Source organism: Gemmobacter sp. 24YEA27, from assembly GCF_030052995.1.
In the GTDB taxonomy this organism is placed as follows: domain Bacteria; phylum Pseudomonadota; class Alphaproteobacteria; order Rhodobacterales; family Rhodobacteraceae; genus Pseudogemmobacter.
Window position 1 is genome coordinate 1,664,044 of the sequence record NZ_JASJPW010000001.1, and the last position, 21,385, is coordinate 1,685,428.

Annotated in this window: 17 protein-coding genes and 1 pseudogene; 6 read left to right on the forward strand and 12 right to left on the reverse strand. The window is 65.3% G+C overall.

What is annotated here, in order from left to right:
* The 11 genes and pseudogenes from QNO18_RS08275 to QNO18_RS08325 all read right to left on the reverse strand — a co-directional run bounded on the left by QNO18_RS08275 (window position 1) and on the right by QNO18_RS08325 (window position 14,711).
* Entirely contained in the window at window positions 1-1,251 is a 1,251-nt protein-coding gene (locus tag QNO18_RS08275) for a peptidoglycan DD-metalloendopeptidase family protein (RefSeq protein WP_283177279.1), read from the reverse strand.
* Window positions 1,248-2,783, reverse strand: coding sequence for a 2,3-bisphosphoglycerate-independent phosphoglycerate mutase (gene gpmI / locus QNO18_RS08280; protein ID WP_283177280.1), 1,536 nt, complete (start codon window positions 2,781-2,783; stop codon window positions 1,248-1,250). Before gpmI ends, QNO18_RS08275 begins: the two co-directional genes overlap by 4 nt.
* A gap of 96 nt (window positions 2,784-2,879) precedes the next feature.
* Window positions 2,880-3,767, reverse strand: a complete 888-nt coding sequence (locus tag QNO18_RS08285; protein WP_283177281.1) for a DMT family transporter — start codon at window positions 3,765-3,767, stop codon at window positions 2,880-2,882.
* Window positions 3,768-3,944: 177 nt separating this feature from the next.
* On the reverse strand, window positions 3,945-5,111 hold the full coding sequence (rmuC, locus tag QNO18_RS08290) for a DNA recombination protein RmuC (RefSeq protein WP_283177282.1): 1,167 nt from the start codon (window positions 5,109-5,111) through the stop codon (window positions 3,945-3,947).
* A complete protein-coding gene (gene mutL, locus QNO18_RS08295; RefSeq protein WP_283177283.1) occupies window positions 5,108-7,009 on the reverse strand; it encodes a DNA mismatch repair endonuclease MutL in 1,902 nt (633 codons plus the stop codon). Before mutL ends, rmuC begins: the two co-directional genes overlap by 4 nt.
* Before the next feature lie 172 nt (window positions 7,010-7,181).
* Window positions 7,182-8,491: pseudogene (locus tag QNO18_RS08300) on the reverse strand (pitrilysin family protein).
* Window positions 8,491-9,912 carry a pitrilysin family protein gene (locus QNO18_RS08305; protein ID WP_283178765.1) on the reverse strand — a complete coding sequence of 474 codons (1,422 nt, stop codon included), beginning with the start codon at window positions 9,910-9,912 and terminating at the stop codon, window positions 8,491-8,493. The pseudogene QNO18_RS08300 and the gene QNO18_RS08305 overlap by 1 nt, the downstream one beginning before the upstream one ends.
* Window positions 9,913-10,089: 177 nt before the next feature.
* Entirely contained in the window at window positions 10,090-10,689 is a 600-nt protein-coding gene (locus tag QNO18_RS08310) for a DUF3035 domain-containing protein (protein ID WP_283177284.1), read from the reverse strand.
* A 130-nt stretch (window positions 10,690-10,819) separates the two neighbouring features.
* Window positions 10,820-11,314, reverse strand: a complete 495-nt coding sequence (gene lspA, locus QNO18_RS08315) for a signal peptidase II (RefSeq protein ID WP_283177285.1) — start codon at window positions 11,312-11,314, stop codon at window positions 10,820-10,822.
* A gap of 1 nt (window position 11,315) precedes the next feature.
* A complete protein-coding gene (gene purH / locus QNO18_RS08320; RefSeq protein WP_283177286.1) occupies window positions 11,316-12,929 on the reverse strand; it encodes a bifunctional phosphoribosylaminoimidazolecarboxamide formyltransferase/IMP cyclohydrolase in 1,614 nt (537 codons plus the stop codon).
* A gap of 21 nt (window positions 12,930-12,950) precedes the next feature.
* Entirely contained in the window at window positions 12,951-14,711 is a 1,761-nt protein-coding gene (locus QNO18_RS08325; protein ID WP_349293846.1) for a heparinase II/III family protein, read from the reverse strand.
* 266 nt (window positions 14,712-14,977) lie between these two features.
* Here QNO18_RS08325 and QNO18_RS08330 point away from each other — a divergent pair, with 266 nt between their 5' ends.
* From QNO18_RS08330 to QNO18_RS08345, 4 genes are all read left to right on the forward strand, one after another.
* On the forward strand, window positions 14,978-15,259 hold the full coding sequence (locus QNO18_RS08330) for a hypothetical protein (protein WP_283177287.1): 282 nt from the start codon (window positions 14,978-14,980) through the stop codon (window positions 15,257-15,259).
* Window positions 15,260-15,357: 98 nt separating this feature from the next.
* A complete protein-coding gene (locus QNO18_RS08335) occupies window positions 15,358-15,936 on the forward strand; it encodes a hypothetical protein (RefSeq protein WP_283177288.1) in 579 nt (192 codons plus the stop codon).
* Entirely contained in the window at window positions 15,933-17,648 is a 1,716-nt protein-coding gene (locus tag QNO18_RS08340) for a hypothetical protein (RefSeq protein ID WP_283177289.1), read from the forward strand. Before QNO18_RS08335 ends, QNO18_RS08340 begins: the two co-directional genes overlap by 4 nt.
* Window positions 17,642-18,475 carry a glycosyltransferase gene (locus QNO18_RS08345; protein ID WP_283177290.1) on the forward strand — a complete coding sequence of 278 codons (834 nt, stop codon included), beginning with the start codon at window positions 17,642-17,644 and terminating at the stop codon, window positions 18,473-18,475. Before QNO18_RS08340 ends, QNO18_RS08345 begins: the two co-directional genes overlap by 7 nt.
* On the opposite strand, the gene QNO18_RS08350 is transcribed toward QNO18_RS08345, so the two are convergent.
* Window positions 18,459-19,721, reverse strand: a complete 1,263-nt coding sequence (locus QNO18_RS08350; protein WP_283177291.1) for a glycosyltransferase family 4 protein — start codon at window positions 19,719-19,721, stop codon at window positions 18,459-18,461. The two genes, QNO18_RS08345 and QNO18_RS08350, sit on opposite strands and share 17 nt — an antisense overlap.
* 194 nt (window positions 19,722-19,915) lie before the next feature.
* Between QNO18_RS08350 and QNO18_RS08355 the strand changes: the two genes are divergently transcribed.
* A complete protein-coding gene (locus QNO18_RS08355; protein WP_283177292.1) occupies window positions 19,916-20,815 on the forward strand; it encodes an oligosaccharide flippase family protein in 900 nt (299 codons plus the stop codon).
* On the forward strand, window positions 20,791-21,258 hold the full coding sequence (locus tag QNO18_RS08360; protein WP_283177293.1) for a hypothetical protein: 468 nt from the start codon (window positions 20,791-20,793) through the stop codon (window positions 21,256-21,258). The genes QNO18_RS08355 and QNO18_RS08360 overlap by 25 nt, the downstream gene beginning before the upstream one ends.
* Window positions 21,259-21,385: the final 127 nt, after the last annotated feature.

The following is a 21,385-nucleotide window of genomic DNA, read 5'->3' on the forward strand; positions in this document are numbered from 1 at the left end:
TCAGTCTCCTGTCGAGGCAGTGGCGGCGAACCATTCGGTCGGATCGACCGCAGTGGCCCCCATTCTCAGTTCCAAGTAAAGCGTTTCCGTGGCTTCTGCACCAGCCCCGCTTTTCGATCCGTTCGGCGCAAGCGGCGCCTGTTCGGTGGGTTCCGGCGCGGAACCGCTGCCGTCACTGCCGCCCATCAGGCCAAGCGGGGCGCCGGTTGCGACAACTTCGCCCACTTCGCCATAAACCGTTCCGAGCCCGCCCAGAACCAGAAGATAGCCGTCACCGAGCTCGAGGATGATCACATTTCCGTAGTCGAGCAGTGGACCGAGATAGCGGATGGTGCCGGGCCAGGGGGCGGTGACCAGCGCGCGGGGCCTTGTGGCAAGCGTCATGCCGGGGCGGCGCACACCGGCGCCATCGGCCTCATCGGGGCGCCGGATCAGGCTGCCCACCACCGGCAAAGGCAATACGCCCATCGCGGTGACAAAGGGGCGGGGTGCCGCGCCATCGGTCGAGGTCTCGATCAGCCCGGCGGCGAAACTGTCCAGCGTATCGGCGCTTTCCAGCAAAGCGCGCAGGATCACCGGATCATCGGTGAAGCGTTTGGGCAGATCGGTGCGCGCCGAGATTGCCTTTGACAGCGCGGTACGTGCTGCCTGGGCCGAGGCGAGCCCGTCGGTCAGATGCTGCCCGGCAGAGACCTGCAGCGCCCTGAGATCGGCCAGTTCCTGAAGTTCGCGGCGCAGCTGATCGGCCTCGGCCTGGATCAGCGGCGTGACTTCGGCCACCAGCATGCCCGAGCGGGCAGTGCCAAGCGGCCCTGCCGGGTGGATCAGCAATAAGGGCCCGCGGTTCTGTTCCATCTGCGCCAGCGCCGAGACCAGCTGACCCACGCGGTCGCGCTTGGCGTTGAAGCGCAGTTTCAGCACTTCCTCGCGCAGTTCCGCCTGACGCAGGGCTTCGCGCAGCGCGGCAAGGCCTTCCTCATAGGCACGCACGGTCTGGGTCAGCGCGGCCACCTGGGTGCGGCCCGTGGTCGCCGCCTCCATTGCCGCCACCGCGTCGCGCAGCTGGCCAGAGGCGCGCGCCGCCTGGTCGGAAACCGTCAGCCCGGCATCGGTCGTCATCGCAGGCTCTGCCACAGGCAGCGCGGCTGCCGTCTCGTCCGGCTCTGCCTCCTGGGCGCGGGTCATCGGCGGCGCCAGCATCAGCGCGAGCACGAAACCGCCCCAGACAAAAGAGCCGCGCGCGGACGTCATCGCAGGATCAGGCTTTCGCCGGTCATCTCGGCAGGTTTTTCCAGCCCCATCAGATCCAGCAGTGTCGGCGCGAGATCCGCCAGCCTGCCACCGCTGCGCAGATGCGCGCCGCCCTGAATGCCGGTCGGGCCGCCGACCAGGATCACCGGTACCGGGTTCAGCGTATGGGCAGTATGGGGCTGATGCGTGACCGGATCGGTCATCACATCGCAATTGCCGTGATCGGCACAGATCACCATGGCGCCACCGGCTTTTTCCAGGGCGGCAAGCGCAGCCGTCAGGCCCTGATCCACCGCCTCGCAGGCCTTTACGGCGGCCCCGATCTTGCCGGTATGGCCGACCATATCGGGATTGGCGTAGTTCACGACGATCAGGTCATAGCCTTTTTCAATGGCTTCGACGAATTTCGCGGTAACCTCCGGCGCCGACATCTCGGGTTGCAGATCATAGGTCGCCACTTTCGGCGATTGCGGCATGAAGCGGTCTTCACCGGGGAAGGGCTCTTCGCGGCCGCCATTGAGGAAGAAGGTTACATGCGGATATTTCTCGGTTTCCGCGAGGCGGAACTGGGTCTTGCCCTGTTTCGCCACCCATTCGCCCAGCGTGTTCACGATATCCTGTTTGGGAAACATCGTGGTCATGTAGTGGTTATGGGCCTCGGAATAATCGACCATGCCGAGGTGCGCGACCAGCTGCGGGCGGCGGCCGGGGTCAAAGCCGTCGAAATCCGGCTGGCCGATGGCGGCGAGGATCTCGCGCGCGCGGTCGGCGCGGAAGTTCAGGAAGAAAAGCCCGTCGCCGTCTTTCATCCCTTGGTAATCGCCGATCACGGTCGCGGGGATGAATTCATCGGTCAGGCCCGCAGCATAGGCCTGGGCAATCGCCTGACCGGCGCTTGTCCCCGCCACACCCTTGCCATGCACCATCGCCTCATAGGCGGTCTGCACACGCTCCCAGCGATTGTCGCGGTCCATCGCGAAATAGCGCCCGGTGACGGTGACGATCTTCACCGAAGGCGGCAGCGCGGCCTCGATCGCAGCGATCTGGCTCGCGGCGGAAGAGGGCGCCACATCGCGCCCGTCGGTGATCGCATGGATCACCACTTTCACGCCTTCCGCCGCGATGATCTTCGCGGCCTCGATCAGATGCGCCTGATGGGCATGGACACCGCCGGGCGAGCAAAGCCCCGCCAGATGCGCGGTGCCGCCCGAGGCCTCAAGCGCCGCAATGAACTGCCTGAGTGCCGGTTCTGCGCCGAAAGAGCCGGTCTCGATGGCCAGGTCGATCTGGCCGAGATCCATCGCCACCACGCGGCCCGCGCCGATATTGGTATGGCCAACCTCGGAATTTCCCATCTGCCCGGATGGCAGCCCGACATCGGGGCCAAAGGTCACAAGGGTGGAACTGGGCCGCGTGGCCATCAGGTTGCGAAAGGTCGGAATATGGGCCTGGGCCGGGGCCGAGGTTGCCGGGTCCGGCCCGATCCCCCATCCGTCGAGGATGCATAAAACGACGGGTTTGGGAACAGACATGCGCGACCTCTCAGGCAGTAACGGGCCAAGTTTTACGCGCGGCCCGGGGGCAGAGCAACCGCAGAAAGCCGCCATTCCCGCCCGCCGGGGCCTCTGTCACAGAGCTTTGTTGTGCCTTGCGCGAACCCGCTGCCGCCAGAGCGTGAAGAGCCCGGCCGCCACCACGATCACCGCCCCGATCACCACATTGATGCGCAGATTCTCATTGAGGAAAACCAGACCGAGGAACGAGACGAATGGCAGCTGGAAATAGGCGAAGGGCTGGATATCCGAGGCTTCGGCCACGTCATAGGCCTTGATCAGGAGCCAGTGCCCCAGCACGGCAGTGCAGCACAGAATGGCCATCAGGCCCCAGTCGAAGCCGGACATGTTCTGCCAGTGCATCAGGCCAAACGGCGTGATGAAAACCGCCCCCGTGATCCCGGTCCAGAAGAAACTGGTCGAGGCACTGTCCTCGCGCGCCACATAGCGGGTCAAAAGCCCGTAAAGTGCAAACATGGCGGCGGCCGAAAGCGGCAAAAGCGCCCAGGGGGTGAAAACGCCGCCGCCCGGGTTGAGGATGACAATCACGCCGACAAAACCGACCAGCACCGCCAGCCAGCGCCGCCAGCCGACCTTTTCGCCAAGGATGGGCCCTGAAAACAGCGTCACCAGCAGCGGATAGACCACGAAAACCGCATGGGTCTCGATCAGGCCCAGCCTGATAAAGGCCACAACCATGACGCAGATCTCCGCCACCAGCAGAAAGCCGCGCAGGATCTGCAACAGGGGATAGCGGCCTTTTGCCGCCGCTTTCAGCCCGCCCGGGCTGCGCGCCGCCAGCGCCAGCACGAAAACGGTCATGAACCAGAAGCGGATCATCACCACCATATAGATGTTCACCGCCTCGCCGAGATGGCGCGACAGGCCATCCTGTATGGCAAAAATCGCCGAAGTGGCGATCATCAACAGGATACCGAGTCGGGTGTTCTGGGGCGCGCTCATGATGCTGTCACCGCTATCACGGAGAACAGGGCTGCAACAGGGGCGAGGGCCGCGATCCTGCCCCGTGACATTTCTGGCAGCCTTGCGCTTTTTGCAAAGCACCGCCGCTTTTGCCCGGCGCTGCAGCAGGCGTCCTGTTGTCGCGAGCAGTTGTGCAAGGGTGAAAAGGAACAGCTTTCAGCCCGGCCCGGCATCCCGGCCCGGCAAGACCGGCGTGGCGGCGTCCGGGGCCAGCTCTTCGAAGTCGAAATTATCAAGCCGGCGGGCTCGTTTGCCGGCCTTGTCCGAGGAGATGCGGATCTCTTCGATATCCCGCGCCGCCATCTGGAAATGGCGGTCAAGATTGACGACCCGCGCGCCAAGCCGATCCACATCCTGCGACAAAAGCGAGAGCTCCTTGCGGATGGCGCCGGCCTGTTCGCGCATCCGCGCGTCTTTCAGCACTGCGCGCATCGTGTTCAGCGTCGCCATGCATGTGGTCGGAGAGACGATCCAGACCCGGGCGGCAAATCCCTCACGCACGAGCTCGGGGAAATTCGCATGCAACTCGGCATAGACCGCTTCCGAGGGCAGGAACATCAGCGCGCCATCGGCGGTTTCGCCTTCGAGGATATAACGCTCCGAGATGGCGCGGATATGGGCGCGCAACGCCTGGCGCAACAGCTGCGCCGCCTCATGGCTCTGGCGCGGGGTGTCGGCGCGGCGCAGCGCCTCGTAGGATTCCAGCGGGAATTTCGCATCGATCACGATGGGGCCGGGGGGCTTTGGCAGATGCACGAGGCAATCCGGGCGGCGCCCGTTCGAAAGTGTCGCCTGCATCGTATAGCTGTCGGCGGGAAGCGCCTTTGACACGATGTCATGCAGCTGGATCTCGCCAAAGGCGCCGCGTGTTTGCTTATTGGCCAGAATGTCCTGCAAAGACAGGATGTTGCCCGAAAGATTCTCGATCTTTTCCTGGGCTTTGTCGATGGTTTCCAGCCGCTGATGCAACTCTCCCAAGGATCGCGCGGTGCGGGTCGAGGTGCCATGCAGCGCCTCGGTCATCTGGCGCTGCACATCGGCGAGGCGGGCTTCCATCAGCTTCAGCATCGAAACCTGCGACGCGGCCTGAGCCTCAGAGACATGGCTCAGCCCGCCAGAAAGCCGTTCCTGCCCCTCGGACAGCGCCTGGACGCGGTGGCTCATCCAGGCGATCTCGTTCATCACGGGCTGCGCGGAATTGCCCGCACGATTGGCCGCGCGCAGGATCAGGATCAACAGCGCGATGAGGGTAACGCCCGCCGCCCCGATGATCAGGATCTCAGGCGCATTCCAGGCATAGCTCTGGCCGAAAACCGTGATCATCTGCGCCCGAAAAGCCGCTCAATATCATGCAGTTTCAGCTCGACCCAGGTGGGGCGGCCATGATTGCACTGACCGGAATTCGGCGTGACCTCCATCTCGCGCAAGAGCGCATTCATCTCTTCCGGGCGCATCTGCCGGCCAGAACGGACCGAGCCATGGCAGGCCATGCGCGACAGCACCGCGTCGATTTTCGCGCGGGTCAGCTGGCTGTCGCCCTGATCCGCCAGCTCGTCGAGAATGTCGCGGATCAGCGCGGCGGCGTTGACCTCACCAAGGATCGCGGGGGTCTCGGTTACCGAGATTGCCGAACCGCCAAAGGGCTCGATCACAAGGCCCGCCCCGGCGAGGCTTTCCGCCGCCGAGAGGATCAGGCTCGCATCCGGGGCCGACAGGGTGATTATTTCCGGAATCAGCAGCACCTGGCGCGGGATCTCGCGGCTGGCCATCTGCACTTTCAGCCGCTCATAAACCAGGCGTTCATGCGCGGCATGCTGGTCGACGATGACGATGCCGTCCGGGGTCTGGGCAATGATCCAGTTTTCATGCAACTGGGCGCGGGCGGCGCCAAGGGGGAAGCTCTGCGGCGCGGGCTCGGGCCCTGCCGGATCCTGATCCCGGATCTGCGCCGAGGTCGCGCCCAGGTCTGCAATCGTGTTGACCTGGGGGGCTTCGGCGAAGCCGGAGGCGGGCAGGGGCGCCTGAAAGGCGAAGGCCTGGGCGAGGGTGCTCTGCGCAGGACGGTGCGGCAGGTCATGTGCAAATGTCGGCCGCATCGGCTGGGGCGCGAGGCTCTGGCCCGGCCGGAAAGCCCCGATTGTCTCGGCCCCCACCGTGGTCGAGGCCCGATGGCCCGCTCCGGTCAGGGCCGTCCGTATCGCGGTGATGATCAGCGCGCGCGCGGCATCGGGTTCGCGAAACCGCACTTCGGATTTCGCCGGATGCACATTCACGTCGACCCGTTCGGGATCGACAATCAGATTCAGCACCGCCGCCGGATGGCGGTCGCGTGACAGCACGTCGAAATAGGCGGCCCGGAGCGCGCCGAGCAGCAGGCGGTCATTCACCGGGCGGCCATTGACGAAGAGATATTGCTGCGTCGAAGAGCCGCGCGAATAGGTCGGCAGCGCGGCATAGCCCAGCAAAGCGAGACCGTCACGGCTGGCATCAATCGCCATGGCATTGGCGGTGAAATCCGCCCCGATGATCCGCGTAAGCCGCCCCTGCAGCGCGTCAAACAGATCGCCCTGTTCGGGATCGAGCCGCAGGATCACCCTTGGCCCGTCGGCGGTCACCTCGGACAGGGTGAAGCCCACTGCCGGCTCGGCCATGGCGAGGCGTTTGATCACTTCATGGATCGCCTGGGCCTCGGCCCGGTCTGAACGCATGAATTTCAGCCGTGCTGGCGTTGCATGGAACAGATCGCGCAGCTCGACCACAGTGCCCGAGGTCAGCGCGGCCGGTCGCGGCCCGTCAAGTCGCCCGCCGGTGCAGGTGATCAGGGCCGCGTCAAACCCCGCTGCGCGCGAGGTGATCACCAGCCGCCCGACGGCGCCCAGGGAGGGCAGCGCCTCGCCGCGAAACCCGAAGGAACGGATGTTCAGCAGATCACTGCCGTCGATTTTCGAGGTGGCATGGCGGCTCAGCGCCAGCGGCAGATCCTCGGGCGTCATGCCGCAGCCGTCATCGCTGACCCGGATCAGTGTCTTGCCGCCATCGGTATATTCGACCCTGATCCGCGTCGCGCCTGCATCCAGCGCGTTTTCCACCAGCTCTTTCACGGCGGATGCGGGCCGTTCCACCACTTCACCGGCGGCAATGCGGTTGATCGCGGCCTCGTCCAGCTGACGGATCACAGGACGCGCGGCTTCTTGCGAGAGGTTGGGGGCGAACTGGCTCATGCCGCAATATCTAGCAGCGGATGGCGAGTCGCGAAAGGCCCGCCAGTGCCCGCCCGGCCTGCCGGTCTCTCCGCACAGGTCGCCCCGCGCGCGGCGGGGAGGGGGCAGGGGAGGGTTGCCCTCCCCTGCTTTGTTCAGGAAAATAACGGCCTGCCAGGCGCTGAGCCGCGCGTCACGGCGTCGGGGTCACATCCACCGGCTGGCCCACCACGACGAAACGCAGCGCCTCGGGCTGATAAAGCTGCGCTGCCACCCGTTTCACATCCTCCATCGTGACCGCTTCGATCTTTGCATTGCGGGTGTTCGGATAATCGATCGGCATCCCCTGCATCTGCATGCCCACAAGGATCGAGGCAATCGGCGCATTGCCGTCAAAGCGCAACGGATAGGCGCCGGTCAGATAGGTCTTCGCATCGTTAAGCTCTTTCTCGCTGATCCCTTCGGTCGCGATCTTTGCCCATTGCGCGCGGATCACGCTGATCGCCTCGGCGACCTTGTCATTCGAGGCCTGGAACTGCCCGAGATAGCTGTCCGAATGATCCATCCCCACGAGATAGGTCCCGATCCCATAGGTCAACCCGCGCTTGTCGCGCACCTCGGTCATCAGCCGGGCCGAAAACCGCCCGCCGCCCATCACCTCATTCAGGACGAAGGCCGCAAAGAAATCCGGGTCCTTCTGCGAAATCCCCGACTGGCCAAACACCACCACCGATTGCGGCGAGGGGAAATCGATCACGCTCACCCCGGTGGCAGCAGCCAGGGCGCCGCGCCGGGCAGGGGGGCGCCGGTTTCCGGCAGGCCGCCCAGCACGCGATCGATGATCAGCCCCAGCTCTTCGGCGGTGATATCACCCGCGGCCGAGATATAGACATTCTCACGCGCAAGAGCGGTCTTCCAGGCCTCGACGATATCGGCGCGGCTCAGGGCCGCAACTGATGCAAGCGTGCCGCGCCCGGTGCTGCCATAGGGATGTTCGCCATAAGCCAGCTGATCAAAGGTCTGCGACGCAATCGAGGAAGGATCGCGCAATTCGGAACGCAGGCCCGAGAGCACCTGTTCGCGCACCCTGGTCACCGCATCCTCATCAAAGCGCGGCCTGTTCAGCGCGAGGGCCAGCAGATCCACCGCCTCATCGCGGTTCTCGCTCAGAAACCGGGCCGAGACCGAAAAGGTATCGGTCGAGGCCGCGAAGGAAAACGAGGCCGCAAGGCTGTCTCTCGCCTCGGCAAAGCCCTTGCTGTCGAGATCGCCGGCGCCTTCCTCGATCAGCCCCGACATGAGGTAAATCGCGCCGCGTTTGCCCGGATCATCCAGCGAAGTGCCGCCGCGAAAGCGGATCTCCAGCGCGGTAAAGGGGATATTGTGATCCTCGACCAGCCAGGCGGTCAGCCCGCCGGGGCTTTTCACCTCTTTGATCGGAATATCGGCGCAGGCGAGACCCGGGATTAGGATCGCAACCGCTGCGACCAGAGCACGAAACATCATTCTGCGGCCTCCGTTTCACCTGTGGCCGGTTCCGTCCGGGGGGCTGCCTCAGCCGGAGCGGCGGATTGTTCCGGCGCCTGTTCCGGCGACACTTCCGGCGACGCTTCCGGCGGGCGCTCCAGCCAGCCGGTCACCGCATTGTTGCGGTTCAGCACCTGATGCGCGGCCTGCATCACATCTTCGATGGTCACCTCATCCAGCACCGCCGTATAGCTTTGGATATCCTCAAGCCCGAGGCCGACCGAAAGCTCCTCGCCGTAAAGCTTTGCCAGCCCCATCGCATCGTCTTTGGCATAGATATCCGAGGCACGGATCTGGGTCTTGATCCGGTCAAACGCCTCCGGATCGGGGCCTTCCTCAAGGAATTTCGCCAGAACCGCATCCATCGCCGCCTCGGCCTCGCCAAGGCTCACCCCGGGTGCGGGCACGACGTAAAGCCCGAAAGTCGCGTCATCGAGCGCAGTGCCATCGTAAAAGGCCGAAGACCAGACCGCGACCTGGGCATCGAACTGAAGCGCGCGCGGCAGGATCGCCGTCTGGCCATTGCCGCCCAGAAGCTCGGCCAGGATCGACAATGCGGCTGCGGTCTTCTGATCGCCCGGATTGCGCTCCGGCGCCAGGTAAGAACGGTAAACATAGGGGTCAGAGACCCGCTCATCGGCATAGGTCAGCCGGCGTTCCGCCAAGTGCGGCGGTTCTTGCGGGCGGAGGCGCGGCTTTATGCCTTCCGAGGGCGCAATAGGGCCGTAATATTTCTCGGCCAGTCCCTTCACCTGATCGGGGGTCACATCGCCCGCGATGATCAGCGTCGCATTGTTCGGGGCGTAATATTGCTCATACCAGGCCAGCGCATCCTCGCGGGTCAGCTCGGCAATCTCATGGCGCCAGCCGATGATCGGAACGCCGTAGCGGTGGTTCATGAACAGGGCCGCCCGCATCTGTTCGCCCAGAAGCGCGCCCGGATCGGAATCGGTGCGCTGCGCGCGTTCCTCAAGGATCACCTGGCGTTCGGTGAGCACCACGGCGGGGTCGAGTTTCAGCCCCCGCATCCGGTCGGCCTCCATCTCCATCACCATTTCCAGCTTATCGGCAGCAATGCGCTGGAAATATGCGGTGTAATCCCAGGAGGTGAAGGCATTGTCATCACCGCCATGCGCCTCGACCGTGGCCGAGAACTGGCCGGCGGGCACTTTGTCGGTGCCCTTGAACATCAGATGTTCCAGAAAATGCGCGATGCCGGATTTGCCCGCAGGCTCATCGGCGGCGCCGGCGCGATACCAGATCATCTGGACGACGACCGGGGCGCGGTGATCCTCGATCACCACCACATCGAGACCGTTTTCCAGCCGGAAGGCCGAAACCGTTTCGGCCTGGGCGGCAAAGGCTGACAATGCCGCAAGCAGCGGCAAAGCAGGCATGATCCTCGCAAAACCGCGGGTTTTTCCCCTGGCTTTACGGGCAAGTCGGGTCACAAGACGCATCCGTCCTCCGATGGTTTTCCGCTGTGTTCCGGGCGCTGCCCGGCAAGGGGCAGGTTTAACGGGCTCCTGGCGGCTGAGGTCCGGGGCGCGCGGCTTACGGACGCATCCCCGACATCAGAACAGCTGGAGGCCGCCGCGCTTCTTCTTCTGGCGTTCCTTTTCTTCCTTCTGCTTGTCATAGCCTTCCGGCGGAGCAGATGGGGTCAAAAGACCGCGAGAACGCCAGTATTCCAGTTCACGATACTGATTGAGCGACTGGTCTTTATAGGCGCGGTAATAGGTGTTGACGCTGAACATGCGCTCAAGAATGCGGCCCTTGTTGTCGCGGCGCCATTGCAGATCTTCCGAGGCCAGCTGGCTGCGGATATCGGCCTGGGTGCCATTGCGCGCGGCATGGGCGTAAAGCGCGGCGTCGGCGGCGGGGATGCCACCCGAGGCGCCGGGCTTGCCACCAAGCGCCACAACAGCATCATCAAGCGGGCGCTGATCGGTGCGGTTGCCGCCGCCCGGCGTGGGCGCGGGCAGGTCCCTGAGACTGGTGGGCATTTCCAGCGCCTTCGGCGGCAGGACCGCGAATTCATCCGGCCCGTCTTTCGAGCGCAGCCGCATCAGATCGGTTGAATCGCCCTTGTCGGCGGCACAGCCGGACAGCACCAGCGCAATCGTCAGCGCGATCATGCCTTTGCCCGACCTTGCGCCCGATCTTGCCTGCATCCTGTTCCCCGGCATTCGTCTTTCCGTCTTATGCTGCCCTTCGGCCTTTGAAGTCTCTTAGCCTATGGGATTGGTCGCGTCACGGGGTCTTTCGGCCAGGGCGCAGGCCCGGCACCGTCAGAAATCCGGCTCAGCCCTTTTTTGCCCCCGATTTCCGGCCCTCAGCCGGCCTGCCGGTAAAGAGCACGAGGCCAAAGGCCCCGGCAAAGATTGCGATATCGGCGACGTTGAACGCATAGGGATTCTCGAATCCGCAGCAGGACGTATTGAGGAAATCCGCCACCGCGCCGTACCAGATCCGGTCGATCACATTGCCAAGTGCACCGCCGACCAGCAGACCGGCGGAAATCTGCGCAAGGGTGCCGGGGCGCGAGCGCCGCACCCAGACCCAGACCCAGGCCGAGATCACCAGCGAGACCAGAACGATTCCCCACCGCACTGCCTCGGCATCCCCGGCAAAGAGGCCGAAATTGATGCCGCGATTCCAGGCCATGCGGAAGACGAGGAAGGGCGGCCAGATGTCGATCTCGCCCCGGTTGATCAGATCGAGCCCCTGGACCACCGCCAGTTTGGACGCCTGGTCGAGGCCGAAGGTGATGAGGGCGGAAAGCCAGGCTGCGCGCATGTCAGTGCCGGAAATGGCGCTGGCCGGTGAAGACCATCGCAAGGCCAAGCCGGTCTGCGGCTTCGATCACATCGGCATCTTTCATCGAGCCACCGGGCTGGATCACAGCTTTGACGCCATTGCCCGCCAGAACTTCGATCCCGTCGGCAAAGGGGAAGAAGGCGTCCGAGGCGACGACTGAACCGACCGCCGGGCTTTCGCTCAGCCCAAGGGCTCCGGCGATCTCGCCGGCTTTCCTCGCGCCGATCATGGTGCTGTCGACGCGGCTCATCTGGCCCGCGCCGATGCCGACCGTGGCCCCGTCTTTCACATAGACGATGGCGTTTGATTTGACATGTTTCGCGACTTTCCAGGCGAAGAACAGGTCTTCCAGCTCTTGGCCCGAAGGGGCGCGTTTCGTCACCACTTTCAGATCAGATAGCGTGATGGTGTCGACATCCGAATCCTGGACAAGAAAGCCACCCGCGACCTGGCGGAACGAGAGCACTCCCTGCGACGCATCCGGCAGCGCGCCCGTGGTCAGGAGGCGGAGGTTCTTTTTCGCCGCAAAGACCGCTTTCGCCGCATCGCTGGCCGAAGGCGCGATGACGACTTCGGTGAAGATCTTCACGATCTCTTCGGCGGTGGCGGCGTCCAGCTCCTGGTTCAGCGCGACAATGCCGCCGAAAGCCGAGGTCGTATCGCAGCTATAGGCGCGCTGGTAAGCTTCGAGCAGCGAAGAGCCTTTGCCGACGCCGCAGGGGTTCGCATGTTTGATAATGGCAACCGCCGGGCCCTGGCCCGCAAACTCTGCCACCAGCTCGAACGCGGCATCGGTGTCGTTGATATTGTTGTAGCTGAGTTCCTTGCCCTGCCACTGTTTTGCGGTGGCCACGCCGGGTCTGTTCGATCCGTCCAGGTAGAAGGCGGCTTTCTGGTGCGGATTCTCGCCATAACGCAGGGTTTGTGCAAGTTTTCCGGCCATGGCGCGGTAACGCGGCGCGGGTTCCGCAATCGCCGCCGCCATCCAGGTCGACACGGCGGTGTCATAGGCCGCGGTGCGGGCATAAGCGGTCAGCGCGAGCCGCTGGCGGAAGGCATAGCTCGTGCCGCCATTCTGTTCGATTTCTGCAATTATACCGGCATAGTCTTCGGTATCGGTCACCACCGCGACAAAGGCGTGGTTCTTGGCCGCCGCCCTGATCATCGCCGGGCCGCCAATGTCGATATTCTCGACTGCGGTGGCATAATCGGCGCCCTTCGCCACGGTCTCTTCAAACGGGTAGAGGTTCACGACCAGGATATCGATCGCTCCGATCCCGTGATCCTCCATCGCCGCGACATGATCTTTATTGTCGCGCAGCGCGAGCAGCCCGCCATGCACCATCGGATGCAGCGTCTTGACGCGACCATCCATCATTTCGGGGAAACCGGTGATCTCGGCCACGTCTTTCACCGGCAGATCCGCCTCGCGCAGCGCCTTGGCTGTGCCGCCGGTCGAGAGTAGTTCGACGCCATGGTCGTGCAGCGCGCGCGCAAACCCGATCAGCCCGGTCTTGTCCGATACCGACAAAAGGGCGCGGCGCGGGCGGACGGGTGTCGTAGGGGCGGCGGAGCGGGGCGCGGAAATCGACATGGGGCCTCTCTGACGGGGAATTCAGATGGGAACCGGGTCATCCCGGTCCAGATCGCGGATCGCGAGCGGAGTATCCTGGGCTTTCGCAAGCGTCCAGCCGATACGGTTGTCATAGTGCTGGGCAAAGCCCATCAACACGATCTGTTGTGCATGGCGTGGCGCAAGCCGGCCCCGTTCCAGCCAGGCCGAGGGCTCCAGCGAGAGATCGGCGCCGCTGTCATGGCGGAAAACCCAGATCTCGCCCGATCTCAGCTGCATCGACACCGCCGCCCCGCCCATATCCAGCGAGGCATCGACATCGGGATGCAGATGGAAGCGGATGGTGAAGGGCAGCCCACCCAGCGGCGAGCGCTCGACCATCCGGTCAAACTGCGCGCGGGCCTCCGGTGTGGTCGAGGATAGAAGATCCGTGCCGCTCAGCCGCCGCCCGTCGGGCGAGAGATGCAGCTCGCGTGTGGCGATGAGGCCGTGACCCGCCTGCCAGCCATCATGGCTAAGCCGCACGAAAGCGCCGTCAGCCCCGGCGAAATGCAGGTCCGAGACATGGGCACGCTCGCTCAGATGGCTGGTCGAGGCGCCAAAGCGGGATGAGGAAAACCCGGTCAGCGACAGGGCCGAATGCGACTGCGTCGCCCGTGCCGCGAGCCGCCATTCCGGCCCGGCGCTCTGACCCGGGCCGCAATTGACGATCAGCGGGCGGCGCCCGGAACTCAGCTCAAACGCCGCGGTCGAGGCATGCGCGTGTTGTGCCGCCGGGCCGCCGGGCGGGTCGGCGACATCAAGGATGACGGTGGTGCGGGCGGCCGAGAGCCGTGCATAGCCCATCGCCAGAGTAACATGCCCCGCCGCTGGCAGCGCCCGTGAGGCAGCAAGTGCCTGGTCAAGCCGCCCCTCAGGCCCGGTGCCGCCGGAATGGAAGCGCGCCAGCCCGCCATCGGAATGGCGCAGCGCGCGCAGACAGGGCGCGACGCGGTCCAAAGCCGCCGAAAGCGCCACCGGAACCGTGTGCCCCGCATCCGAGAGGCTTTGCACCGCCCAGCCGAGCAGGGTGAAAATCTCAAGCAATTCCTCGGGGTTGCGGCTGTTGATCGCGCCGCTGCGGTCGATGCGCTCATCGCATTCCTTCGCCAGTGCGGTCAGCGCCTGGCCAAGTTTTGGCGCCTCTTCCTCCAGCGAGAGATGGGTGTAGATCAGGCCGGTCAGCGCCTCGATCCGGGCAAGGCCGGGCCGGGCCGACGCCGCGCGGCGCGCCAGAAACCCCGCCTGCCGCGCCAGAGAGGCGAAGAATCGGGCGCGGTCTGAAGGGGCTTCGCCCTCGAGCAGGAAATCGGAATGATGGATCCAGCGGATCAGCCGCCTGCCGGTCAGCGCCGGGGTCCAGCCAGGGCGGGTGCCATCGCCGAATCGCCGGATCCAGCTCCAGGTCCAGGAGCGGGCCCGGTCGCGCGCCCGCGATGTGCCAAGAGCGGCCAGATCATCAAGCCAGGTGAAGCCATGCGCCTCATCAGTGAAGGCGGGGTCGGGCGCGGTCAGATCCCAGATCTCGGCTTCGGCACTTGGGTCCCCGGCTTCGACCAGATGGCCGGCAAGCACGATATTCCCGGCCATGATCTGCTTGCCGCGCGCATAAAGCCCGATGGAGCGCGGCTCTGGGCGCAGCGAAAAGCCGTCCGCCGGTTTGGCATGGCGCGCGGCCCAGGCGGCATAGCGATTTGCCAGCCGCTCACGCCGGCCCGGCGCCTCGAAGCCCATCTCACTGACGCGGTCACTGGCGCGTGTCACCCGGTTCTGCCCTTCCTGCCATACGCCCTCCGATTGTCCCCCGGAAGCGGCGCGGAGAATAGCTGCAGCCTGACGGATTGTCACCGGACTGTCGGCGGGCGGGCGCGTGAAACTGCGGGCATCACGCGGCGAGGTGGCGGGCAGGGGCCGGTTTTCGCATCGTTTTCAGGCTGGAAACGCAGCTTTTTCTGCCCCGCTGTGGTAACTGCGAAGAATTAGGGGCAAAATCATCCGGTGATCCTTCTGTGGCAGCCAGGGAACAAGCTGTGAAAAAGCCGATTCTTCTGCTGGCGGGCGCCATTCTGGCCTGCGTCGTTCTTCTGGGGGCGGTGCTGAGCCTGCCATTCGTGCTGCCAGGCGCGGCGCTGGGGCGCGAATTGTCGCAGGAGGAATTTGCCGCCCGATATGAGGTTCCGCTGACGCCTCCGGCTGGGCCGGTTGCGGTCTACCATCTGGGGCATTCGCTGACCGGGCGCGATATGCCGGCGATTCTCGCCGGTTTTGCCGGACATGACTGGAACAGTCAGCTCGGCTGGGGGCAAGCCTGAACGCGCATCGTAAGGGCGAAGTCGCTGGACTGGCAGAGGAAAATGCAACACCCGCCTTTCGCCCGGCGGGGGAGGCCATTGCTAGTGGTGACTATCCGGTGGTGGTGCTGACCGAAATGGTGGCGCTGGAAGATGCGATCCGCTGGCATGATGCGCCGGGCGCGCTGGCCTTCTGGGCGGCTGAGATCCGCAAGGCGCGCCCCGATGCCCGGGTCTATCTTTACGAGACCTGGCATTCGCTGAACGACACGTCGAACGACCCGGGCGACTGGCTGGGGCGGATCGGCCAGGACCTGCCCGCCTTGTGGGAGGGCGCGCTGCTCCGCCCGGCCATGGCGGCGGAGGGCGTCGGCACGATCCATGTCATCCCCGGCGGCCAGGTGATGGCAGCGGCGGTGCGCGCGGCAGAGGCGGGCGAGCTGCCCGGGCTTCGCGGTGTCGAGGATTTCCTGAGCGATGACATCCATTTCAACGATACCGGCGCCTGGCTGATGGCAGTGACGCATTATGCGGTGATCTACGGCCGCTCGCCGGTGGGGTTGCCCGCAGACGTCGCCCGCGCCGATGGCAGCCGCATCAATATTGATCCGGTGGCGGCAAGGCGGATGCAGGAAATCGCCTGGGATGTCGTGACCGCCTATCCGCCAAGCGGTGTCGCGCAAAGGCGGGGGCCGTGAGGGTGGCGCTGACCCGCCGGGCTTTTGGCAAATCCGTTGCGGGCGCTGTTGCGGGTGCGATGGCTGTGCCGCTGCTGCCCGGCGCCGCCTGGGCAGAGGCGAGGGCGCAGGGCCTCGGCATGGGGCTTTTGGGCGGGCGCGACTGGTCGCCGGAACAGCCGTTCCTTGATGTGATGAAATCGGCACGCGACTGGATCGGGCATCAGCCGGGGCAATGGGGCGGCCTGGACCATGACGCGCTGGCAGCGGCGGGCGTGCTGGGCGATCATGGCTGGCCGAAGCATATCCCGGCGGGGCTCACCGCCATCGGCACCGTGCTTTTGACCGATATGCCGCCTGATGCGCGCGATCTGGCCGGGCGCTATCTGGTGACCTGGAGCGGCAGCGGTGATGTCGCGGTTGGCGGTCTGGCGCGCAATCCGCGCCGGGACGGCAGCCGGATCAGCTTTGATTATACGCCCGGGCCGGGTCTTGTCGATCTGCGCATCACCGAAAGCGATCCCGCCGATCCGGTCCGCGAGATCCGCGTCTTGCGCGAAGACCGCGAGTCGCTCATGGCAGCGGGGGAAGTGTTCAACCCCGATTTCCTTGCGCGGATAAAAGGCATCGGGCTTTTGCGGTTCATGGACTGGCTGCAGACCAACGATTCGCCGCTGATCCGGCCGGAAGACCGGCCCCGGCCCGGGGATTACACCTGGACGCGGCGTGGCGTGCCGGTTGAGGTCGTGGTGGAGCTTGCGAACCGGATGGAGGCCGATCCCTGGATCACGCTGCCGCATATGGCGTCAGATGCTCTGGTGGCCGAGATGGCGCAGGTTGTCGCGACAGGTCTGGCGCCGGGCCGTGTAGCCTGGGTGGAGTATTCCAACGAGGTCTGGAACTGGCAGTTTTCCCAGGCCGCCTGGGCGGATCAGCAGGCCAAGGCCCGCTGGGGCGGGGATGGCGGCTGGCTCGCCTTTTACGCACTGCGCGCGGCAGAGGTCATGGCGATCTGGGCGGAGGAAATCGCCGATCCGGCGCGGCTTGTGCGGGTCCTGTCGACCCAGACCGGCTGGCTGGGGCTGGAAGAGCATATCCTTGCGCCAAAGCAGGTGACGGATGAGGGACGGCCCGCACCTGTGACCAGCTTTGATGCCTGGGCGGTGACCGGCTATTTCTCGGGCGCGCTGGGCCATGAGGATCGGCTGCCGATGATCCGCGCCTGGCTTGGCGAAAGCAAAGAGGCAGCAAAGGAACATGCTGCGCGACTGGGGCTTGAAGGCGCTGCGCTGGAAGCCTGGGGCGAGAAATACGGGCTCGACCAGGCAATCGGGCGCGCCGTTGCGGAATTGCGCGATGGTTCTGTCTCGGGGAATCCCGATGATACCCTGGCGCATCTGACCGGGGTGATCTGGTCCTATCAGGCTGAAATTGCAGAAAAACACGGGCTGCGGCTTGTGATGTATGAGGGCGGCACCCATGTGACCGGGATCGGCCCGGTTGCCGATGACGCCGAGGTCACCGCCTTTTTCACCGCGCTGAACTATTCGGACGGAATGGGCGTGCTTTATGAGGAACTGCTCGCCTCCTGGGCGGAGCTGAGTGATGCGCCTTTCACCCATTACGGCTTTGTCGCGACCCCTGGACGGCATGGCAGCTGGGGCGCGCTCAGGCATCTCTCGGATGACAATCCGCGCTGGCGGGCGCTGATCCGGGCCTGTGGCGCATGCTGAACCCGCCGCCTGCGCTCAGCGTCATCATCCCGGCCTCGAATGAGGCGGCCTGGATCGGCCCCTGTCTCGCGGCGGTCTTAGCCTCAGATCCGGTGCCAGGCGGCGCTGAGGTGATCGTGGTGGCCAATGGCTGCCGCGACCGCACGGCCGGGATCGCCCGGGCAGTTCCGGTGCCGGCGGGCTGGGAGATGACCGTGCTTGATCTCGCCGAGGGCTCGAAACCAGGCGCGCTGAATGCGGGCGAGGCGGTGGCGCGGGGCCGCGTTCTCGCCTGGCTTGATGCCGATTGCCTGGTGTCGCCGGGGGTGATGGCGGGGCTGGTGGCGGCGCTGGCCCGCCCTCGCGCGCTCTATGCCGGGGCCACGCCGCAGATCCCGCAGGCGAAATCATGGATCACCCGCGCCTATGCACGGTTCTGGCAGCAGCTGCCTTTCGCGCAAAGCACTGCGCCCGGCTATGGGCTTTACGCCACCAACCCGGAGGGCCGCGCGCGGTGGGGCGAATTTCCCCGGCTGATCTCGGATGACACTTTCGTGCGGCTGCGTTTCAAACCTGAGGAGCGGGTGCAGATAGCCGCGCCCTATTCCTGGCCGATGGTCGAAGGCTTTGCCGCCCTGGTCAGGGTGCGCCGCCGTCAGGATCTTGGCGTGCGCGAACTCGCCGCAGCTTTTCCCGGCATTCTGGAACGCGAGGGCAAGGCCTCCTTAGGCGCGGGCGGGCTGATACGACTTGCAGCGCGCGACCCGCTGGGCTTCGCGGCCTATGCGGCGGTTGCACTGGCGGTGCGGCTCAGGCGCGGCACTACGGAGTTCACCCGTGGTCGCTGACCGGATCCGGCCCTTCCGCCGGCAGGCGCATCGCGACACGGAAATGGCGGGCGAGCCTTGCGGCCTCGATATTGATGTCATGGCGGGCAATGACATCGGCCCGCGCCTCGCGCCCCATCCGGGCCAGTACCCCGACCGGCACAGCGGCAAAGCCGCGCATCGCATCGGCCAGCGCATCGGCATCCCCTGCGGGCACCAGCCAGCCGGTGCCGGGCGTGACCAGTTCCGGAATGCCGGCAATGGCGCTGGCAATCGCGGGGCGCCCGGCGGCGAAAGCCTCCATCAGCACCATCGGCAGGCCCTCGGCGAAAGAGGGCAGCACCAGCGCATGGGCGCGCGCCAGCTCATCGCGGACCCCGGCCTCATCCAGCCAGCCTGTCAAGGTGATGCGTTCCTCAAGCCCCGCCGCGCGGATCTGCGATTCGATCATCGGGCGCAACTCGCCCTCGCCGATCAGGGTGAGGCGCAGATCGGGCAGATCGGTCTTCACCTGCGCCATCGCCTCGATCAGCAGCGGAAAGCCCTTTTGTTCCGACATGCGGCCAATGGCCACAAGGCGGCGCGGTCCGGTATCGCGCATCGGCGCGGGCTCGGGGAAGCGCCAGGTCTCGATGCCGCAATGCACGACCTCGATCGTTGGCCAGTCCTGCACGCCGGCCCAGCGGCAGAGCTGCGCGCGCCCGAAGGAGGAAATCGCCACCGAGAAATCGGCGCGCGCGGTTTTCTCACCGAGATTATGGGCGCGGGGGGCGTCGAATTCTTCGGGCCCATGCGTGGTGAAGGAGAAACCCAGACCGCCGATTTCCGCCGCCAGCATGGCGACCGTGGTGGAATTGGTGCCGAAATGCGCGTGGATATGCGGCAGTCGCGCCAGGTGGCAGCGCCTTGCGACCTCGGCCCCTTCGATCCAGTAGACCAGGTGGCGCAGCCTGCCGCCGGTTCCGGGCGCGCCGCCGGCACCATTTGCGCCGCATTTCAGCGCCAGTCTGAGGCTGCGCCAGGCCGCGCCCGGACGGCGCAGGGCGAAGGGCAGGGCGCTGCGGATCAGGCGCAACAGCCCGTGTTCCAGCAGATGTTCGGTGCGGCTGTCTTCGGCGATATCGGCGGCCTCGACCAGACCCGCCCGTTCCGAGCGCATGGCGAAACGATGCACCTGCCAGCCCATCCGCTCCAGCGCGTGAATCTCGCGGCGGATGAAGGTCTGCGAGGGCAGCGGATAGCTGTTGACCAGATAGGCGAGTTTCATGATCCGAATTCATGGCAGCGGCAGCAATGGCCAGGATCGGGTGCGGCCGTGCCGCTTGCAAGCGTAAAGCGCCCGGGCCAAAGGGAAGGTGGCAAAGCGTTGCACAGGGGCACTGATGGCGACCCTGCCGACGGTGTGACCGACCGGATGACCAGCCGGATGACCGGGCGGGGCAGGGCAGAAAAGGGCAGATCATGGAACTGACCGGAGGCAAGAGCCTTTTCCGGCGAGCGCTTGGCGGCGGGGCCTTTGTCGCGGGGTCTTATGTTTTCGCGCAATTCGCCCGGCTGTTGTCGAACCTGGTTCTGACGCGGCTTTTATATCCCGAGGCCTTCGGGGTCATGGCGCTGGTCATGGTCGTACTGGTCGGCCTTCAGATGTTTTCTGATGTCGGCATCGGCCCGGCCATTTCGCGTTCTGCGCGCGGCGATGACCCGGATTTCCTGAACACGGCCTGGACGCTGAATGTGTTTCGCGGCGCGGGGCTCTGGGTGCTGACCTGCCTTGTCGCCTGGCCCGCCGCCTGGTTTTACGGCGTGCCGGAGCTTGCGCTTATGGTGCCGGTCGCGGGGCTGACGCTGCTGATCGGCGGCTTCAACCCGACGCGGATCGACACGGCGAACCGACATCTGCTTCTGGTGCGGGTGACGCTTCTTGATCTCGCGGCGCAGATCGGCGGCATTGTGGTGATGGTGGGTTTCGCCTGGATCACCGGCTCGATCTGGGCGCTGGTGGTGGGGGCGGTGGCGCAGGTCCTGCTGAAACTGTGTCTCACTTCGGTCTTCCTGCCCGGGCCTGCCAACTGTTTCCGCTGGGAGCCCGACGCTGCGCGCGAACTGGTGCATTTCGGGAAATGGATCCTTGCCTCGACGGCCGCCGGCTTCCTGCTGACCCAGGGCGATAAGGCAGTGCTGGGATCCTGGCTCAGCATGGCCGATCTCGGGCACTATAATATCGGCTTTTTCCTCGCCTCCTTCCCGGTGCTGCTGGCGGGGCTGGTGGTGACGCGGATCATGATCCCGATCTACCGCGAGCTGGGCCCCATGCCGATCCGGCGGGCGCGCGCAAATTGCGTCATTTGCGTTTTGGCCTGACGATCCCGATGCTTTTGGTGATGGGCGCCATGGCGGCGGGCGGCGACCTGATCGCGGGCGTCTTATACGATGCGCGCTACCAGGATGTGGGCGTGATCATCGCGGCGGTGGCGATGGCGCAGATGCCGATGCTGATCGGGCTGACCTATGACCAGGCAGCGCTGGCGGCCGGAGACGGGCGGGGCTTTTTCTTCGTCCAGGCGATAAGGGCGGCGTTGCAGACCACGGCGCTGATCATCGGCGCAGGCTGGGGCGGGCTTGGCGGTGCCCTTTTGGGCCAGGGGCTGGCGCTGGCGCTGACACATCCGTTCCTGATCCGGCTGGCGCGGCGTCACAAGGCCTGGGATCCGCGCCATGATCTGACGGCTGCCGCGCTGGCCCTGGTGCTGATTATTGCACTTTGCTGGTCCGGGCGTGACGAATTGCTGACATTATTTGGATAGATATGACGGATGCGTGCTTTTCCGCGCCCCGAAAGCAGCGGCACTTGTGACAGGCGGCGCTGGGCTTATGAAGGGGCAATGCCCGTTGATGACGACGCCCGATTGCGACCCGGACCTGATTGCGACC

What these genes read in the sequence shown, in the direction of transcription:
- QNO18_RS08275 (WP_283177279.1), bottom strand. Translation starts at nt 1,251, where the DNA reads ATGACGTCCGCGCGCGGCTCTTTTGTCTGGGGCGGTTTCGTGCTCGCG.
- gpmI (WP_283177280.1), bottom strand. Translation starts at nt 2,783, where the DNA reads ATGTCTGTTCCCAAACCCGTCGTTTTATGCATCCTCGACGGATGGGGG.
- QNO18_RS08285 (WP_283177281.1), bottom strand. Translation starts at nt 3,767, where the DNA reads ATGAGCGCGCCCCAGAACACCCGACTCGGTATCCTGTTGATGATCGCC.
- rmuC (WP_283177282.1), bottom strand. Translation starts at nt 5,111, where the DNA reads ATGATCACGGTTTTCGGCCAGAGCTATGCCTGGAATGCGCCTGAGATC.
- mutL (WP_283177283.1), bottom strand. Translation starts at nt 7,009, where the DNA reads ATGAGCCAGTTCGCCCCCAACCTCTCGCAAGAAGCCGCGCGTCCTGTG.
- QNO18_RS08305 (WP_283178765.1), bottom strand. Translation starts at nt 9,912, where the DNA reads ATGCCTGCTTTGCCGCTGCTTGCGGCATTGTCAGCCTTTGCCGCCCAG.
- QNO18_RS08310 (WP_283177284.1), bottom strand. Translation starts at nt 10,689, where the DNA reads ATGCAGGCAAGATCGGGCGCAAGGTCGGGCAAAGGCATGATCGCGCTG.
- lspA (WP_283177285.1), bottom strand. Translation starts at nt 11,314, where the DNA reads ATGCGCGCAGCCTGGCTTTCCGCCCTCATCACCTTCGGCCTCGACCAG.
- purH (WP_283177286.1), bottom strand. Translation starts at nt 12,929, where the DNA reads ATGTCGATTTCCGCGCCCCGCTCCGCCGCCCCTACGACACCCGTCCGC.
- QNO18_RS08345 (WP_283177290.1), top strand. Translation starts at nt 17,642, where the DNA reads ATGCTGAACCCGCCGCCTGCGCTCAGCGTCATCATCCCGGCCTCGAAT.
- QNO18_RS08350 (WP_283177291.1), bottom strand. Translation starts at nt 19,721, where the DNA reads ATGAAACTCGCCTATCTGGTCAACAGCTATCCGCTGCCCTCGCAGACC.
- QNO18_RS08355 (WP_283177292.1), top strand. Translation starts at nt 19,916, where the DNA reads ATGGAACTGACCGGAGGCAAGAGCCTTTTCCGGCGAGCGCTTGGCGGC.